Annotated in this window: 12 protein-coding genes; 11 read left to right on the top strand and 1 reads right to left on the bottom strand. The window is 74.6% G+C overall.

Features of this window, described 5'->3' with window-relative positions; genetic code table 11:
* Window positions 1-50: 50 nt before the first annotated feature.
* From OG989_RS19200 to OG989_RS19175, 6 genes are all read left to right on the top strand, one after another.
* A complete protein-coding gene (locus OG989_RS19200) occupies window positions 51-1,616 on the top strand; it encodes an FGGY-family carbohydrate kinase (RefSeq protein ID WP_327027893.1) in 1,566 nt (521 codons plus the stop codon).
* The gene (locus OG989_RS19195; protein ID WP_327027892.1) at window positions 1,613-2,518 is read left to right on the top strand and encodes a hypothetical protein; all 906 of its coding nucleotides are present in this window, start codon (window positions 1,613-1,615) and stop codon (window positions 2,516-2,518) included. The genes OG989_RS19200 and OG989_RS19195 overlap by 4 nt, the downstream gene beginning before the upstream one ends.
* On the top strand, window positions 2,503-3,201 hold the full coding sequence (locus OG989_RS19190; protein ID WP_327027890.1) for an aspartate/glutamate racemase family protein: 699 nt from the start codon (window positions 2,503-2,505) through the stop codon (window positions 3,199-3,201). Before OG989_RS19195 ends, OG989_RS19190 begins: the two co-directional genes overlap by 16 nt.
* A gap of 28 nt (window positions 3,202-3,229) precedes the next feature.
* Window positions 3,230-4,624: a GH1 family beta-glucosidase gene (locus OG989_RS19185; RefSeq protein ID WP_327027888.1), complete on the top strand. Its 1,395-nt coding sequence runs from the start codon at window positions 3,230-3,232 to the stop codon at window positions 4,622-4,624.
* Between the two features lie 69 nt (window positions 4,625-4,693).
* Window positions 4,694-6,535: a hypothetical protein gene (locus OG989_RS19180; protein ID WP_327027886.1), complete on the top strand. Its 1,842-nt coding sequence runs from the start codon at window positions 4,694-4,696 to the stop codon at window positions 6,533-6,535.
* Entirely contained in the window at window positions 6,532-8,070 is a 1,539-nt protein-coding gene (locus OG989_RS19175) for an FAD-dependent oxidoreductase (RefSeq protein WP_327027885.1), read from the top strand. Before OG989_RS19180 ends, OG989_RS19175 begins: the two co-directional genes overlap by 4 nt.
* Here OG989_RS19175 and OG989_RS19170 read toward each other — a convergent pair.
* Window positions 8,026-10,113, bottom strand: a complete 2,088-nt coding sequence (locus OG989_RS19170; RefSeq protein WP_327027884.1) for a protein O-GlcNAcase — start codon at window positions 10,111-10,113, stop codon at window positions 8,026-8,028. The genes OG989_RS19175 and OG989_RS19170 overlap by 45 nt on opposite strands.
* A 103-nt stretch (window positions 10,114-10,216) precedes the next feature.
* Between OG989_RS19170 and OG989_RS19165 the strand changes: the two genes are divergently transcribed.
* The 5 genes from OG989_RS19165 to OG989_RS19145 all read left to right on the top strand — a co-directional run bounded on the left by OG989_RS19165 (window position 10,217) and on the right by OG989_RS19145 (window position 17,886).
* On the top strand, window positions 10,217-12,115 hold the full coding sequence (locus tag OG989_RS19165; protein WP_327027882.1) for an MBL fold metallo-hydrolase: 1,899 nt from the start codon (window positions 10,217-10,219) through the stop codon (window positions 12,113-12,115).
* Window positions 12,116-12,137: 22 nt separating this feature from the next.
* Window positions 12,138-13,184, top strand: a complete 1,047-nt coding sequence (locus OG989_RS19160) for a LacI family DNA-binding transcriptional regulator (protein WP_151457031.1) — start codon at window positions 12,138-12,140, stop codon at window positions 13,182-13,184.
* Window positions 13,185-13,446: 262 nt separating this feature from the next.
* Complete coding sequence (locus tag OG989_RS19155) at window positions 13,447-14,487, top strand: ROK family protein (protein ID WP_151457032.1); 1,041 nt, start codon at window positions 13,447-13,449, stop codon at window positions 14,485-14,487.
* Window positions 14,480-15,061: a D-sedoheptulose-7-phosphate isomerase gene (locus OG989_RS19150; protein ID WP_327027879.1), complete on the top strand. Its 582-nt coding sequence runs from the start codon at window positions 14,480-14,482 to the stop codon at window positions 15,059-15,061. Before OG989_RS19155 ends, OG989_RS19150 begins: the two co-directional genes overlap by 8 nt.
* On the top strand, window positions 15,058-17,886 hold the full coding sequence (locus tag OG989_RS19145) for an alpha-mannosidase (protein ID WP_327027877.1): 2,829 nt from the start codon (window positions 15,058-15,060) through the stop codon (window positions 17,884-17,886). The genes OG989_RS19150 and OG989_RS19145 overlap by 4 nt, the downstream gene beginning before the upstream one ends.
* Window positions 17,887-17,921: the final 35 nt, after the last annotated feature.

Below are 17,921 nucleotides of genomic sequence, written 5' to 3'. Positions count from 1 at the left end.
GCCGAACATCGACCTTGACCCGTTCGTTCGAAACCGAACAGAATGGCCTCGTGAATGGCGCCACGCGTCCCACCGACGCGGTCGAGGCCGACCCGCCGGAGGCGCCGCGTGGCGGCCCCTCCGACGGGGCCTGCCTGAGCGTGGGCATCGACGTGGGAACCACCAACACCAAGGTGGCCCTCGTGGCGATCGACGGTTCCGCGGTCCGGGTACGCGCCGTCGCCACCGCCCCCACTCCCCCGCCCGACTCCGTGCGGCGCGTGCTGGTCGGCCTGCTCCGCCAGGTGCTGCACGGGTCGCCGGCGCCGGACGCCGTGGGCATCGCCTCGATGGCCGAGACCGGCGTGCCGCTCGACGCGACCGGAACGCCACTCGGTGCCTGGCTGCGCTGGGACGGCCACCGGGCCGGGGCCGAGGCCGCCGAGCTGTCCCGCCGCCTCGGCTGGGCGCACCTCGTCGCGGCGACGGGGGTACGACCCAGCGCCAAGGTCCCGCTGGCCACCTGGGCGTGGCTGCGGGCCAACCGGCCGGACACGTGGCGGGCCATGGCGTCCTGGGCGGGCGCGGCGGACCTCGTCTGCCTGCTGCTCACCGGCCACCTGACGACCGACCACACGCTGGCCGGGCGGACCATGGCGTACCGGTTGCCCCGCCCCGGCCAGCCGGTGCCGGAGGCCTTCGACACCGACCTGCTGGCCGAGGTGGGCCTGCGACCGGAGCAGCTGCCGACCGTCGTGCCGCCGGGCACGTCCGCCGCCACCGTCCGGGACCCGGCCTTCGTGGACGCCGGGCTGCGGGCCGGGACACCGGTGGTGGTGGCGGGCCACGACCACGCCGTCGGCGCGTACGCCTGCGGGGTGCGGGAGCCGGGCGACGTCGCGAACTCGCTCGGTACGGCCGAGGCGGTGCTCTCCGTCGTCGCCGGCTGCCCCGACCCGGTGGCCGTGGCCCGGGCCGGCATGAGCACGGTCGTCCCGGTGGCCGGCCGGCACCGGGCGATCCTCGCCGGCTCGTCGAGCGCCGGAGCCACCATCGCCTGGTGGCTGGCCCACGAGTCGGGCGGCGTCCCGGCTGCCGAGCTGTCCGCCCAGGTGCTCGGCCGCGGCGACCGGCCCACCGACGTGATCGTCCTGCCGTACCTGTCCGGGCGGCAGGCCCCGGCGCCCGCCCCGCGGGCCCGGCTGCGGATCCTCGGGCGGCGCCCCACGCACACACCGGCCGAGCTGGCCCGCGCGATGTTCGAAGGACTGTGCCTGCAGACCCGGTGGATGCTGCACGAGCAGGCCCGGCTCGCCGGCGGGCCCGCCGATGCGGCGGTGACCCTGTTGGGTGGGGCCGGCGCGGCCAGCCCCGCCTGGGTCCGGGTCAAGGCCCACGTCCTCCCCGCCGAGCTGCGGGTGGTGCCGGCGGCGCAGCCGGTGGCCGCGGGCGCGGCGATCGTCGCCGCCGTCCGGGCGCACCGGACCGGGCCGGGGGCCCCCGCGCTGGCCTGGCAGCCAGGACCGACGGTCGCGGGGGCCGGCCGGGACTACGACGAGCCGTTCGCCAGGTTCGTGACGGCCGCGACCGATGCCGAGGCGGCTGACGACGATTCGCGAGGAGAAGAGGTCAGATGACGGGATCGGGAAGCGCGGAGCCCACCCTGGACGCCATTGCGCGGCCGGCGGGCGGGTTCGCGATGGTGGCGATGGACCAGCGGGAGAGCCTGCGCACGATGTTCGCCGAGGCGGGCGCCGGCCGGCCGGACCACGACGGGATGGTCGCCTTCAAGACCGCGGTGGCCCGCGCGCTCGGCCCGCTGGCCTCCGGCTTCCTCATCGACCGGACGACCGGCCTCGACCAGGTCCGCCGCGACGGGCTGCTGCCCGCCGGGTGCGGGCTGATCCTCGCCGCCGACGCCCTCGACCAGGAGCCCGGCCAACCGGTCGAGGACACCCGGCTCGACGAGGTGGTCGCCGCGCCGGAGTTCGACCTCACTGGCGTACGGGCGATCAAGCTGTTGCTGCTCTGGCGCCGCGACGCGCACCGCGAGCGACGCGTCGAACTGGCCCGGCGGTTCATCGGCCTGGCGGCGGAGCGCGACGTGCTCTCGGTGCTGGAGCCGGTGGTCCGGGCCACCCCCGAGGAACTGTCCGCCGGCCGGTGGGACCAGGACGCGGCGATCCTCGAGGCGGCCCGGGAACTCTCCCCGCTGCGTCCCAGCCTCTACAAGGCGCAGGTGCCGCGGCAGGGCCGGGGCACGACGGACGAGCTCCGGCGGGCGTGCGAGGACCTCGGCTCCGCCGTCACCGGCCCCTGGGTGGTGCTGTCGCAGGGCGTTCACCGCGACGACTTCCTCGACGCGGTAAGGGCCGCCTGCCAGGGCGGTGCCAGCGGCTTCCTCGCCGGCCGTGCGCTGTGGAGCGACGTGGTGGGCCGCCCCGACGTGGACCGGGCACTGGCCGAGGTCTCCGTGCCCCGCCTCGAACGGCTCGTCGAGGTGGTCGACCGGGAGGCGACGCCGTGGCGGAAGGCATGACCGCCGACCCGGGCACGGTCGGCCTGTTGCACACCGTTCCCGCGCTGGCCGCGACGTTCGACGACCTGCTGCGCGCCTCGATCGCGACGCCCCGCCGGATCCACGTCGCCGACGCCTGGCTGCTGGACACCGCACGCCGCGAGGGCGTCACGCCGGCCGTCCGGGACATCGTGCTCGCGCACCTGCGCCACCTGGAGTCGGTCGGGGTCGACGCTGTCCTGGTCACCTGCTCCTCCATCGGCGAGGCGGCGGAGGCGGCGGCCGGGCGGGTGCGCGTTCCGGTCGTACGGGTGGACGCGGCGATGGCCGACGAGGCGGTCGCCGTCGCCGCCGCCCCCGGGGCACGGGGACGCATCCGCGTGCTCGCCACCCTCCCGTCCACGCTCGGGCCGACCGGACGGCTCGTCGAGCGGGCGGCCCGCGGCGCCGGCCGGCCCGTGGAGGTGACCGCGGAGTTGGTGGCGGACGCCGCCGAGGCGCAGGACCGCGGCGACCGGGAACGCGTGGACAGCCTCGTCGCGGCGGCCGTCGTCCACGCCGCGGCCGGCGCGGACGTGGTCGTGCTGGCCCAGGCCTCCATGGCCCGCGCCGCCGCGCTGGCCGACGTCGCGGTACCGGTGCTCAGCTCGCCGCACGGCGGCGTGGCGGCGCTGTTGCGTGTCCTGTCCGACCGGCCGGACTGATCCGGCAGCACCTTCGAGGAAGTGACCGATGACGACGCACCGCTTCCCGCCCGGCTTCCTCTGGGGCGCGGCGACCTCCGCGTACCAGATCGAGGGCAGCCTCGACGCCGACGGGCGGGGGCCCTCGGTGTGGGACACCTTCGCCGCGCGCCCGGGCACCATCGAGGGCGGCGGCGACGGCTCGCGGGCCTGCGACTCGTACCGGCGGTGGGACCGCGACGTGGAGCTGGTCGCCGGGCTCGGCCTGGGCGCGTACCGGTTCTCGGTCTCCTGGTCCCGGATCCTGCCGCAGGGTCGCGGCCGGGTCGAGCCACGCGGCCTGGACCACTACGAGCGGTTCGTCGACGCGCTGCTCGCCCGCGACGTGACGCCGGTCCTCACGCTCAACCACTGGGACATGCCGGAGGCGCTGCTGGCCGACGGCGGCTGGGTGGGCCGCTCCAGTGTGGACGCGTTCACCGAGTTCGCGGCGGCGGTGGCCGACCGGCTCGGCGACCGGGTGCACTGGTGGATCACTCAGAACGAGCCGTGGATCATCGCGCTGCTGGGCTACCAGCTCGGCCTGCACGCCCCCGGCGTCCGGGACCTGCGCGCGTCGGTCGCGGCCGGTCACCACGTCCTGCTCGGGCACGGCGCGGGCGCCGACGTGATCCACGCCCGCGCGCCACAGGCGCGGGTCGGCTGCGCGCTGAGTCTGTTCCCGTGCGACCCGGCCAGCGACGACCCGGCCGACCTCGCCGCCGCCCGGGGCTCGGACGGCTACGTGAACCGGTGGTACCTCGACCCGCTGCTCGGCGACGGCTACCCGGCGGACATGTGGGCGCACTACGAACGGGCCCTGGGCGGCGGCCTCGACGACATCATCCGGCCCGGCGACGCCGAGCTGATCGGTGGCCGCAGCGACTTCCTGGGCGTCAACTACTACACCCGCCGGGTCATGGCCGCGGCGCAGCCGGGCCCCGGGCGTCCCTTCCCGTGGCGGGTGGTGGGGCCCTCCGGTGACGTGACCCGCACCGACGAGGGCTGGGAGGTGGCCCCGGACAGCCTGCGCGACCTGCTGATCCGGTTGCACCACGACCACCCCGGGGTCCCGCTGATGATCACAGAGAACGGAGCGGTGTACGGCGACACCCCCACCCACGACGGGCTGGTGCACGACCAGCGGCGCATCGACTTCCTGCTCGGCCACCTGCGGGCGGTGCACCAGGCCGTCGACGCGGGCGCGGACGTGGTGGGCTACCTGCACTGGTCGCTGCTGGACAACTTCGAGTGGGCGCTGGGCTACCGCCCCCGGTTCGGCCTGGTGCACGTGGACTACCCCTCCGGCCGGCTGACCGTGAAGGACTCCGGCAGGGTGTACGCCCGCATCGCCGCCACCGGCCAGCTTCCCGACACCCGCCCCACCGTGCCGCCGTTCGGCTGACATCGAAGGAGAACTCCCATCAAGCTCACCTCTGGGCCCGGCACCCACACCGTCACGGCTGCCGGCTACGTGTTGCAGGTACGCGCGCCGCAGCGGCTCGCCGTCCTGGCCGACGCGGACGGCCGGATCTGGTCCCGGCTGAGCCTGCTGGCCTCGGTGGACCGGGTCGACCTGGCGGACGAGTCGTACGACTTCGACGAGCCGGTGGTGTCCGCCGGGCGGTACGACGGCGAGGACGTCGTCGAGGTGGAACTGGCCTGCCGGAGCACCGCGTGGACGGCCAAGTCGGTCCGGCTCCGCTGCTTCGCCGACCGGATCGAGACGTCGGTCGGCGTCACCGGCTCCGGCACGCTCGGCGACGTCCGGTTGCTGGGCGGCCGGGCGGTCCTGCCGAGCGGGGCGTGCGGCACCTTCCGTTCCTCGACCGACTTCGCCTCGGTGTTCAACCCCACCCCCACCGAGCCGGTCCAGGTGGTGCGGCCGGCCTCCACCGCCGCCGCCCTCGGGGTCGTCGGCGACGCCTCGGCCGGACGGCTGCACGCCGTCTTCTCCCCGCCGCCGCTGTTGCTGGCGTTCGGGCGGGAGACCGCCCGGCACGCCACCCACGTCCCCGACGGTGGCTGGCTCACCGCGGGAGTGCTGGGCCACGTCGCCGACCTGCGCTTCACCGAGTTGCGGTACGTCCCGCTGGACGGCGGCTTCCTGCTGGAGCTCGACTACGACGGGCATACGCGCGTCGACGGGTCGTTCGAGAGCCCCACCGTCGTGCTCCGGCCGGCGGCCGACCCGTGGCAGGGCCTCGCGACGTACCGGGCGGACCTGGTGGAGCGCGGCTTCGCGCCCGCCGCCGCGGCCACGCCCCGCGCCGGCTGGTGGACCGAGCCGATCTTCTGCGGCTGGGGCGCGCAGTGCGCCGCCGCGCCCATCCCGGGCCAGCCCATGTCGTACCCGTACCACCTGTCGGAGCTCGGGCCGGCGCTGGTGCCCGACGGCCTGCCGGTCGCCTTCGACCTGGCCCGCCAGGACCGCTACGACGGCTGGCTCGGCCGGCTCGCGGAACACGGCGTCGTCCCGGGCACGGTGGTGATCGACGACCGCTGGCAGCTGGCGTACGGCACCGCCGAGCCGGACCCGGCCCGCTGGCCCGACCTGCGGTCCTGGATCGACCAGCGGCACGCCGCCGGCCAGCGGGTGCTGCTCTGGTGGAAGGCGTGGGACCCGACCGGCCTGCCGGCGGCGGAGTGCGTGACCGACCCGGGCGGGCGGCCGGTCGCCGTCGACCCCGGCAGCCCCGCGTACCTCGACCGGCTGGCCCGGATCGTGACCAGGCTGCTCGGTCCGGACGGCCTGGACGCGGACGGCTTCAAGATCGACTTCACCCAGCGCGCGCCGACCGGTCGGGGGCTGCGGCGACCGGGAGCCCCGGCCGACGCCCCGTGGGGGATCGCCGCGCTGCACCGGATGCTGGAGACGCTGTACCGGGCAGCGAAGGCGGTCAAGCCGGACGCTCTCGTCGTCACCCACACGCCGCATCCCGGCTTCGGCGACGTCTGCGACATGATCCGGCTCAACGACATCCTCGAACGCGATCCGGACGGCGGGGTCGTCCCGGCCGTCGACCAGCTCGCCTTCCGGCACGCCGTGGTCGCGGCGACGATGCCCGACCATCTCGTCGACACCGACCAGTGGCCGATCGCGGACCGGGCGGAGTGGCGCGCGTACGTCGAGGCGCAGCGCCGGCTCGGCGTGCCGGCGCTCTACTACGCCGAACGCGTCGACCGCTCCGCCGAGGAGCTGACCGGGGACGACCTCGCCCTGGTGGCCCGCACCTGGCGGGACTACCGGGCCGGGCGGCAGACGACCGGCGAGGCTCCGGCGGCGACCGCGCGCCGACCGCTGGAGGTCGGATGAGCACGCCGGCCGAGGTGGTCGTGTACGCCGCCACCTCGGCCGGCGTGTGCGCGGCCGTCGCGGCCGCGGACGCGGGCGCCGACGTCCTGCTCCTCGAACCGGGCCGACACGTCGGCGGGATGACCTCCGGCGGACTCGGCTACACGGACGTCGGTGACGTGCGGGTGCTGGGCGGCCCGGCCGCCCGGTTCCGGCGGGAGGTCGCGGAGCACTACGGCGTGTCAGTGGGCCACTACGCGGGCCCCGAGCCGCGGGTCGCCGAGGCGATCTTCCAGCGCTGGCTCGACCACCCGAGGATCCGGCTGGTCACCGACAGCGCGGTGCGCTCGGCGCGGCTGCGGGACGGTCGGATCGTCGAGGTGGCCACCGGCGACGGCCGCACGTTCGCGGGCGGAGTCTTCGTCGACGCGAGCTACGAGGGAGACCTCCTCGCGCTCGCCGGGATCCCGTACGCCGTGGGCCGGGAGGACCGCGCGTCGTACGGGGAACGCTGGGCGGGACGCCAGGAACTGCTGCCCGGCCGGCACACCATGCCCCCGTTCATCTCCCCCTTCTCCGACGATCCGGCGGGCCACCGCGAGGGCCCCGTGCTGCCGCAGCTGCGTACCGGCCCGCTGGTCCCGGTCGGCACGGGCGACGGCGGCGTCATGGCGTACGGCTACCGGGTCTGCCTCACCACCGACGCCGACCGGATCCCGTTCTCCCGCCGCGACGGCTACGACGAGGCCCACTGGGAACTCGGCCGCCGCCTGTTCCACCACTGGCGCCGACAGGGCTTCGAGCCGGCGGCCGGGGCACTGCTCGGGCTGGAGGCCAACCTGCCCAACGGCAAGTGCGACGGCAACTCGCTCGGCCCGTTCTCGCTCAACGTCCTCGACGGCTCGGCCTGGGAGTATCCCGACGCCGACCCCGTGCGCCGGGAGGAACTGCGGCTGCGCCACCTGCACCACACCCAGGACCTGCTCTGGTTCCTGGCCAACGACCCGGCCGTTCCGGCGAACGTACGGCGGGAGCTGCGGCGCTGGGGCCTGCCGGCCGACGAGTTCCCCGACACCGGGCACCTGCCGCACCAGCTCTACGTCCGCGAGGCGCGCCGGATGCTCGGCGAGTACGTCCTCACCGAGCACGACCTGCTCGGCGCCCGGCCGCAGCACGACGTCGTCGCCCTGGGCTCGTACCACCTGGACGTCCGGGAGGTGCAGCGGACCTGGCGGTGGGTGCCCGAGCATCCCCGGCCGGTGGCCATGGTGTTCACCGAGGGCTACCTGTCGGTGCCCACGCCGCCGTACCCGATCCCGTACCGCGCGCTGGTGCCCCGCTACGCCGACTGCCTGAACCTCATCGTCCCGGTCTGCGTCTCCGCCTCGCACGTGGCGTTCTCGTCGATCCGGATGGAGGTGCAGTACCAGATGCTGGGGCACGTCGCCGGGTTGGCCGCCACGCTGGCGCTGCGCGACGGCCGTCCCGTGCAGTCGGTGGACACCCCGCTGCTACAGCGACACCTCCGGGACGCGGGGCAGATCCTCGGGCTGTGACGTCCCGCGCTGCCGGTGGGCGGCCGGCCCCGGCCGCTCCCCCGCGGCGGACGCGGAACGGCCCGGGGCCGCGCAGGCATCCAGCGCGGCCACGACCAGCGCCCTCCCCTCGGCGGTCATCAGCCACGGCGCCAGGCCGTCCGCGCCCAGGAACACGCCGACCCGCGGCGCGGGTGCGACGGTCCCGTCCGCCAGCCGGGCGCCCCGCGGGTAGCGGAACAGGGCCGGGCGGTTCTCGTCCACGACCAGCGCCACGATCTGCGCGTCCGGCCCGACCTCGGCGACCGTCAGCTTGGCCGGTCCCCGGTAGACCGTGACCACGTCGTCGAGCCCGGCGGCGGCGGGGTCGGCCGGGTCCACGATCCGCACCCGGTCGCGGGCGAGCAGCACCTCGCTGTGCCGGGCGAGCCCGAGCGGGACGAGGCCGTGCCAGGCCAGCAGCGGTGCGCCGGCGTGGGCGACCGCCTCGATCGCCGGTCCGTCGGCGCCCCGGGTGACGACGACGAGCGACGCCGCCGCGACCTCGTCGGGGCCCGGCGCGTGCCGCCGGCACACCGCGTACCCCCGCTCGCCGAGCAGCGCGGCGACGGCCTCGTCCCCGGCGGTGCGGCGCTCGCCGGTGACCAGCAGTGCCACCGGCCGCCCGTCGGCGCGAGCGGCCCGACGGGCCGGGTACCGCTCCGCCTGTCCGGCCGGTCCCGGATCCGCCTGAACGGTGCGGTCCAACACCTCCCGCACGAACGGCGGGACGACCGCGCGCAGGACGTCGGCGTAGTGGCTCTCGGCCCGCGCGAGGGCCCGCCGGGTGTCCTCGACCGCGTCGGCGGTCGCGGTGTCCAGCAGGCGGACGGCCGCCAGTCCCGCCGCCGCCATGTCGGCGCCCGCGACGAGCCACGGGCGCAGGGCCGCCACCAGGAGCTCCGGCTCGGCCGCCGCGCGGCACGCCCGGGCCAGCCCGGTGAGGCGCCCGGTCAGCACCCCGGCGGCGTCCGGCCGCCCGGCGAGGGTGTCGGCCACCGCGCGGACCAGTTCGGCGTCCGGTTCGGCGCTCGGCGGCCAGGAGCCGCACACCCCGACCAGCGGCGCCAGGTGCTCCGCTCCGGCCCCGGCCACCGCGTCCAGCGCCCGCCGGCCGGACGCCGCCGGGTCGTAACGATCCGGCTCGCGGGCCCAGTCGGCCACCGACATCAACGGGATCCGGGACGGCACGGCCTGGATCATCGGATTGGCGAGCACCCCGACCAGCGGCGAGCCGGCCAGCTCGGTGGTGCGCCCGGTGAGCGGACCGAGGAAGAGCCGGCTCGGCTCGAAGTCGTTGACCGGGAAGTTGTCCCACAGCATCAGGCGGCGCTGGTAGCTGGCGGAGGCCTTGTCGATGTCCGACCGGCTCACCTCGCCCACCACGATGTCGTGCCCGGTCCAGGCCACCACGACGTCCGGCGGGGCGGTCGCGGCGAACCGCCGGCGGTAGGCGGTCTCCTCGACCCCGGCGTAGTCCGTGGGGCAGACCAGCAGCGGTTCCCGGATGCCACGGGGCGCGAGGAACTCCGCCACGAACCGGGTGCACGTCTCGCCGTGCGCGGCGCCGGCCGCCCCGGCGCCGGGCCACCGGTCGACCTCCTCGGGCCGGGTCAGTTCGGCCGGTACGTCGTCGAAGAACAGGGCGAACGAGTCCACCCCGACGTCGTGCAACTGGGCGGCCTTCGCGGCGAGCGCCTGGTAGTCCACCTCCTCGGCGAAGCGCATCGACAGGCCGGGGCTGATCGCGTACGTGAAGCGGACGCCCAGCGTTCGGGCGGTCTCCGCCAGCTCGGCGAGCCGGGCGAGGTCGGGTGCCGGGTAGCGGTGCCGCCAGCGGGCCCGGTGGTAGGGGTCGTTCTTCGGGGCGTAGACGTACGCGTTCAGGCCGACGCGGGCGGAGAACTCCAGGTGCGCCATGCGCTCGGCGTGCGACCAGGGCGGGCCGTAGAAGCCCTCGACGGTGCCGCGGGTGGACAGGGCGGGGGGTGGTTGACCAGCCGGGGAGGGGATGAGAGCCGACATTCTGGGAACGTTATCAGCAGGTCCTTCCCTTATGAACCAACGCTTATGTTGGTGCGAATACTGAATCTTCCCCAGGGCCTATGGGATCGATACCATGCCGCACATGACCGCCTCGCGCGTATCGGAGATTGCGCCCGGCATCTTCCGGGTAAGGGACACCTGCAACGTCTATGTGGTGCGCTCGCCGGAAGGGTCCGAGGGACCGGACGGCGTGACCGGCCGGGACGGCACCTCGGCCGCGCGCACCGCCTTCGCCATCGACTTCGGCTCCGGTCTCGCCCTCGATCACCTGGCCGAGATGGGGATCGACCGGATCACCGACGTCCTGATGACCCACCATCACCGCGACCAGGGGCAGGGCCTGCCCCTGGCGGTGGCCGCGGGCATCCGGATCCACGTGCCGCCGGTCGAGCGGGACCTGTTCGCCGACGCGGAGGGGATGTGGCAGGCGCGCACCCTCCACAACGACTACAACCTGCGGCAGGACAGGTTCTCGCTACTGGAGTCGGTACCGGTGCACGACGTGGTGCCCGAGTACCGGCGCCGCACGTACGCGGGAACCACCGTCGAGGTGGTGCCCACGCCCGGCCACACCACCGGGTCGGTGACCTACCTCGTCGAGCGCGGCGGCCGTCGCCTCGCGTTCACCGGTGACCTGGTCTACGCCCCCGGAAAGGTCTGGTCGCTGGCCGCCACGCAGTGGTCGTACACCGACAACGAGGGTCCGGCGATGACCGTGCTGAGCTGCTACCAGCTCATGGAGCGCGACCTCGACCTGCTGCTGCCCTCGCACGGCGAGCCGATGGACGAGCCGCGGGCGGCCCTGGGCCTGCTCGCCACCCGGATGGGCCAGTACGTCGACTCGCGCCGCCCGTACCCCTGGGACCTGCGGGACCGGCTGGACAACCCGTTCACCGCGCTCACCGAGCACCTGCTGCTGAACCGGACCAGCAACTCGTGCAGCTACGTCCTGCTGTCGGAGACGGGCGCGGCGCTCGTGATCGACTACGGCTACGACATGACCACCGGCCTGCCCTCGGGCACCGACCGGGCGTCGCGCCGCCCCTGGCTGGCCTCCCTGCCGGCGCTGCGGCGCAACCACGGCGTCACGTCGATCGAGGTGGCCCTGCCGACCCACTACCACGACGACCACGTCGCCGGCATGAACCTGCTGCGGGACGTGGCGGGCACCGAGATCTGGGCGCCGGAGAACGTGGCCGGGATCCTCGAGGCGCCCATGGTCGAGGACCTGCCGTGCACCTGGTACGACCCGATCCCGGTGGACCGGCGGCTCCCCCTGGGCGAGATCTTCACCTGGCACGAGTACGAGATCATGGTCCACGAACTGCCCGGCCACACCCTCTACGCGGCGGCGTACGAGTTCGTGGTGGACGGGGTGACCGTGCTGGTCACCAGCGACCAACAGGTCGGCTCGGGAGTGCGGGGCGGCCCCCGCGAGGTCCTGAACTACCAGTACCGCAACCGCTTCCGCATCGGCGACTACCGGGCGAGCGCCGAGCTGTACCGCCGGGTCGGCCCGGGGCTGATGGTCTCGGGGCACTGGGCGCCGCGCTGGGTCACCGACGACTACCTGGAGCTGTTGACCGAGGCGGGCGACGAACTCGTCCGGGTCCACCAGGACCTGCTGCCGCTGGACGAGGGCGAGGTCGTCGCGGACGGCGTACTCGCCCGAATTGCGCCGTACTACTCGCGGGCGCAGACTGGCACGGTCGCCCGCTTCGTCGTCAGCGTGAGCAACCCACGACCCTCCGTCGAGAAAGCCGTGGTATGTCTTGTGCTGCCGGTAGGCTGGGTCGCTGTGCCGGACGTCGCGGCGATCTCGTTGCCCCCGCTCGGGCGGGGGGAGATAGAGGTCGAGGTGACGCTGACAGGGCCGGCGCGACGACGGGCCCGGATGGCCGTCGATGTGAGCATCGGCGATCTCCACCTGGGTCAGCACGCGGAGGCACTGGTGGACGTGACAGAAGCTGGGTCGACGTGACGGAAGCGGGACGGGTGGCCGAATGAAGAGTGGGCTGACGGTGCCCGACGGGTTCCCTCCGGCACGTCGGCCTACCATCAGGGAGGTCGCCGAGACGGCAGGGGTGTCCCGGTCGACCGCCTCTCGGGCGTTGACCGGTCGCGGGTACGTCGCACCGGCGGTGCGCGACCGGGTCCGGGAGGTCGCGCGCAGCCTCGGCTACGTGCCCGACGCGACCGCCCGGCACCTGCGGCAGCAGGCCAGCCAGTCGATCGGCGTGCTGGTGTCGGACCTGAACAACCCGTTCTACGCCGGGCTCGCGGCCGGCATCAGCCAGCAGGCCCGCAAGCGGCAGTACACGATGATGCTGGCCGACGACGGCGGTTCCCCGGAGGTCGAGGCGGAGGCGGCCGAGGCGTTCGTGGCCCTGCGGGTGGCCGGGGTCATCGTCACCCCTGTGTCGGCGGAGATCAGCACCTACCTGGCGCGGCAGCGGATCCCGGTGGTGGAGGTGGACCGCCAGTTCTCGCTGGGCGCCTGCGACGCCGTGATGGTCGACAACAGCAGTGCCGCCCGGCAGGTCACCTCGCAGCTGCTGGACCTCGGCCACCGGCGCATCGCGATGGTGATCGACGAGATGCACTGGACCACCGGCCGGGACCGGCTCGCCGGCTACCGGGCGGCGTTCGCGGCGGCCGGCGTGCCCTTCGACGACTCGCTGGTGGTCAGCGCCGGCTGGGACGTCGACGCCGCCCGGATCGAGGCACACAAGCTGCTCAGCCGGCCGGAGCCGCCGACCGCCGTGTTCGCCGCCAACAACGTCCTGGCCGAGGCCGTGTGGCGGGCCGCGACCGAACTCAACCTCACCATCCCCGATCAGCTCAGCCTGGTGTCGTTCGACGACGTCTCGTGGATGAGCCTGGTCCAGCCCGGCGTGACCGCCGTGGCGCAGGATCCGGTGGCCCTCGGCGAGGCGGCCATCTCCCAGCTCTTCGAGCGCATCCAGTCGCCACACGCGCCGGTGCGGACCGTGCTGCTCTCGGCCACGGTCACCTCCCGCGGCTCGACGGCCCCACCCCGGACGCGCTGACCGGGGCGGCGACGCGCCGGCCCGACCGCACCGGCGCGCACGCGCCGGCTCCGTCACCCGGCACTGCTGACGAACACGTGCCGCCGCATCCCGCCCACGCGCCGTAGCACCACCCGGCTGCCCTCGCTTGACGATGTCCGGGCTCACTCCTAGGCTCTGTCTGGGATCGATCCCATAGACCGCCGGCCTTCCGACGGCCGCCCCGGGAGACCCCGCAGGCATCCCGCTGCACCACCCCCCGGGGCCGACCGAGAGGACTCCCATGACCGACCCTGACCCGTTCGCCCTGCCGCCCGCCGGCAGCCCGGGCCCGGTTCTGGCCCTCGACATCGGCGGCACGAAGCTGGCCGTGGGCGTGGTGACGGCCGACGGCTCCAGCCACGGCCTGGTGGTGGAGCCCACCCGCCGGGAGGACGGCTGGCGCGTCGTGACACGGCGGCTCTTCGAGATGGGCCGCCGCGCCGTCGAACTCGCCGGCGTCGGCCCCGTCCGGGCGGTGGGCATCGCCTGCGGCGGACCGTTGGACGCGCCGTCCGGCAGGCTGCTGTCGCCACCGCACCTGCCCGGCTGGACGGACGTGCCCATCGGGCCGCTCGCGGCGGACGCGTTCGGGGTGCCGTTCGCGCTGCAGAACGACGCAACCGTCGGCGCCATCGCCGAATACCGGTTCGGCGCCGGCCGGGGCACCACCACCATGCTCTACCTGACCGTCTCGACCGGAGTCGGCGGCGGCGCCGTCATCAACGGCACCCCGCACCGCGGCGCCGCCGGCAACGGCGGGGAGTTCGGGCACCTGACCGTGCACCGGGGCGGCCGGCGATGCGGCTGCGGACGGCGAGGCTGCGTCGAGGCGTACGCCTCCGGCACGTCGATCGCCCAGCGCGCCCGCGAGGCCCTGGCCGGTGGCGCGGCCTCGTCGATGTCGGCGCTGCCCAGGCTGACCGCCGCGGACGTCTCGGCGGCGGCCGCCGCCGGCGACCCGCTCGCCGTGCGGGTGTGGACCGAGACCGTCGACCTGCTCGGTGCGGCGGTCACCGACCTCGTGAACGCGTTCGAACCCGACATGGTGGTGCTGGGCGGCGGCGTCACCCGGGCCGGAGCCATGCTGATCGACCCGGTCCGCGCCCTCGTGGCGCGGGAGGCCATGGCGCCGGCCGCCCGCGCCGCCCGCGTCGTCCCGGCCGAACTCGGCGACCTGGTCTGCGTGGTGGGCGCCGGAGCCATCGGCCACGACCTGCTCGCCGAGGCCGATCCGGCCGGCGGGCTGACCCGGAACCTGCGAGTGGAGCGAGCACATGTCTGACTGGTTGAAGACCCAACTGGACGACCACGTGGCCGTCGCCGAGGCGACCACCACGCTGGCCGACGACATCCGGACGGTGGGCGCGCTCGTCTGCGACCGGCTCGCCCGCGGCGGCGTCGTCTACACCCTCGGCAACGGTGGCAGCGCCGCGGACGCGCAGCACCTCGCCGGCGAGCTCATCGGCCACTACAAGCGCGACCGCAGGCCACTGCCCGCGGTGACCCTGAGCACCGACGCCAGCGTGATGACCTGTATCGCCAACGACTACTCGTACGAGGACGTCTTCTCCCGCCAGGTGCGCGCGCTCGCCCGCCCGGACGACGTGGTCATCGCCTTCACCACCTCGGGGCGGTCCCCCAACGTCGTGGCGGCCCTCGCCGCCGGGCAGGCCGGCGGCGCGACGACGGTGCTGTTCGCCGGCGGCGACGGCGGTCCGGCCCGCATCCACGCCGACCACGCCCTGCTCGTGCCCAGCAAGAGCACCCAGCGGATCCAGGAGATGCACACCCTGATGTTGCACGTGATCAGCGAGATGGTCGACGCGTGGGCCGCCGGCGAGGAGCCCACGGCGTGACCGAGCCCGGCCACCGCGACGGCACCGGCACCACGCCGATGGAACCGCCGTCGGGCCCGACGGCGGAGCCGCCCCGGCAGCGGACGGCGGCGGAGGCCACCACCGGACGCCCGACGGCGCCGGTCGCCAACGCCCCCTCCGGCGACCAGCCGCCCGGCCTGCACCCCGCGCGCCGCCCGGCGGCGACGCCGCAACGCACCCTGCACATGATCGGCAACGCCCACCTCGATCCGGTCTGGCTGTGGCCGTGGCAGGAGGGCTACCAGGAGACCCGGGCCACCTTCTGGTCGGCGATCCACCGGATGGAGGAGTATCCGGACTTCGTGTTCACCTGCAACCAGGTGGTGCTGCTGAGCTGGGTGGAGGAGTCCGACCCCGAACTGTTCGCCCGGATCCGGGAACGGGTCGCCGAGGGCCGCTGGCAGATGGTCGGCGGCTGGTGGGTGGAGCCGGACTGCAACATGCCCTCGGGCGAGTCGTTCGTCCGGCAGGGGCTGTACGGCCAGCGCTATCTCAAGGAGAAGTTCGGGGTCACCGCCACGGTCGGCATGAACGTCGACCCGTTCGGGCACCACGGCATGCTGCCGCAGATCCTGCGCGGCCAGGGCATGCACGCGTACTGCTTCCTGCGGCCCGGCCCGCACGAGTCCCACCTGACCGGCACCGCCTTCTGGTGGGAGTCGCCCGACGGTTCCCGCGTGCTCGCCTACCGGATCCCGTTCGAGTACTGCAGCCCGCCGGGTGACGTGGCGGGGCAGACCGACAAGTCGCTCGGCGTGCTCGACCACGGCCTGGGCGACATGATGATCTACTTCGGCGTCGGGAACCACGGCGGCGGGCCCACCCGGGCCAACATCGAGTCCATCCACCGCTACGACCGGATGGGCTCGTTCGGCCGGATGGTCATCTCCTCGCCGGCCCGCTACTTCGACGAGTTCGCCAAGAACCAGGGCGAGGAGGGGCTGGCGAAGCTGCCGGTCTGGCGGGACGACCTGCAGATGCACGCCCCGGGCTGCTACTCGGCGCATTCCGGGATCAAGCTCTGGCAGCGCCGCGCGCAGGCCGCGATCCTGTCCGCGGAGCGGTGGGCGGTGCTCGGCTCGACGCTGTTCGGGCTGGACTACCCCACCGACGACCTCGGCCGGGCTTGGCGGCAGATCCTGTTCAACCAGTTCCACGACGTCCTGCCCGGCTCCGCGATCGAGAGCGCGTACGACGACGCCCGCGACCAGCTCGGCGAGGCGGTGGCGGTCGCCAAGCGGATCATCACGCGTACGCACAACGTGATCGCCCGGCACGTCGACATCCCGCTGGCCGAGGGCACCCAGCCCGTCCTGGTCTTCAATCCCCACGCGTGGCCGGTGACGGCGCAGGTGGAACTCCAGTACGGCACCCAGCCCACCGGGGTGCACGTGGTGGACGCCGACGACCGCCTGACGCTCGCCCAGCGGACCCAGTCGGTGGCCACCACCGACGACAAGGGACGCGGGGCGACGGTGTTCGAGGCGGTACTGCCGCCGCTGGGCTACCGGCTCTACCGGCTGCGGTCCGGTGCCGCGCCGGCGGACACGCAGGCCGGTGAGCGGCAGGCGGGCAACCTGCGGGCCACCGACACGGTCCTGGAGAACGACCTGCTCCGGGTGGAGATCGACCCGGAGACGGGATGGCTGCGCGGGCTGCTCGACAAGCGGACCGGGGTGGACCTGGTGGCCGGCGCCCGGGGCGAGCACACCCAGATCTGCCAGGACCCGACGGACACCTGGGGCCACCGGGTCGTCTCGTACCGGTGGCCCGGGGCTCCCATGCGGACCAGCCGCGTCACCCTGCGCGAGGCGGGGCCGCTGCGCGCCCGGCTGCGGGTGGAGCGGGCATGGAACCGTTCCACGATGGTGGAGGAGTTCATCCTCGGGCACCGCGACGACCACGTCGAGGTCCGGGTGACCCTCGACTGGCGGGAGCAGGCCCACCTGCTCAAGCTCTGCTTCCCGACGGCTGTGAGCGACCCGGTCGCCACCTACGAGATCCCGTTCGGGTCCATCGGGCAGCCGGTCGACGGCGGGGAGAACCCCGCCCAGTCGTGGGTGGACGTCAGCGGCACGGTGGACGGCCGGCCCGCCGGGCTCGCGGTGGTCAACAACGCCAAGCACGGGTACGACGTCTCGCCCGGCGATCCCGACGGGGACACCCCGAGCATCGGCATCACGGCCGTCCGCAGCCCCGTCTACTCCTGGCACGATCCGCGCCAGCTCGATCCGGACGGCTTCTACTCGTACCAGGATCAGGGGATCCAGTCCTTCCGCTACCTGCTCGTGCCGCACGGGGGCGACTGGCGGCAGGCCGGCCTGTTCCGGCGGGCGGCCGAGCTGGGCGCGCCGGTCCGGGCCATGTTGGAGAGCTTCCACCGGGGTCCGCTGCCCGCCCAGCAGAGCTACCTGTCCGACGGCGGTGACCAGGTGATGGTGACCGCCGTGAAGGGCCACGAGGACGGCGGATCCGCCCCGGACCTGGTCGTCCGGGCGGTGGAGACCACCGGCCGGCCGGGCCGGGTCCGCATCGACCTGCCGGTGCTCGGGCGGGCCATCGAGGCCGACTTCGGTCCCAGCCAGCTGCGCACCTTCCGGGTGCCGGTCGACGGGGGCGCCGTCCGGGAGGTCGACCTCATCGAGTGGGACCTCGCCGAGGCGTCGCCCGGGTCGGTCACGGAGTCGGCGATCCCGGCGGCGCCGGGCGGGCGGCGCAGCACCGAGCCCGACCGCGAGTCCTCCGACGCGACGATGCCGGCCGAGCGGCTGGCCCCGAACCAACGCCGCCGTGAGGGCGGCTGAGCCCCGGCGCTCGGGACCGCTCCCCCGCTGACCCC

The sequence above is a fragment of the Micromonospora sp. NBC_01740 genome (assembly GCF_035920365.1).
In the GTDB taxonomy this organism is placed as follows: domain Bacteria; phylum Actinomycetota; class Actinomycetes; order Mycobacteriales; family Micromonosporaceae; genus Micromonospora; species Micromonospora reichwaldensis.
Note: the sequence above shows the minus strand (reverse complement) of the source record. Positions and strands in the feature narration are given on the sequence as shown.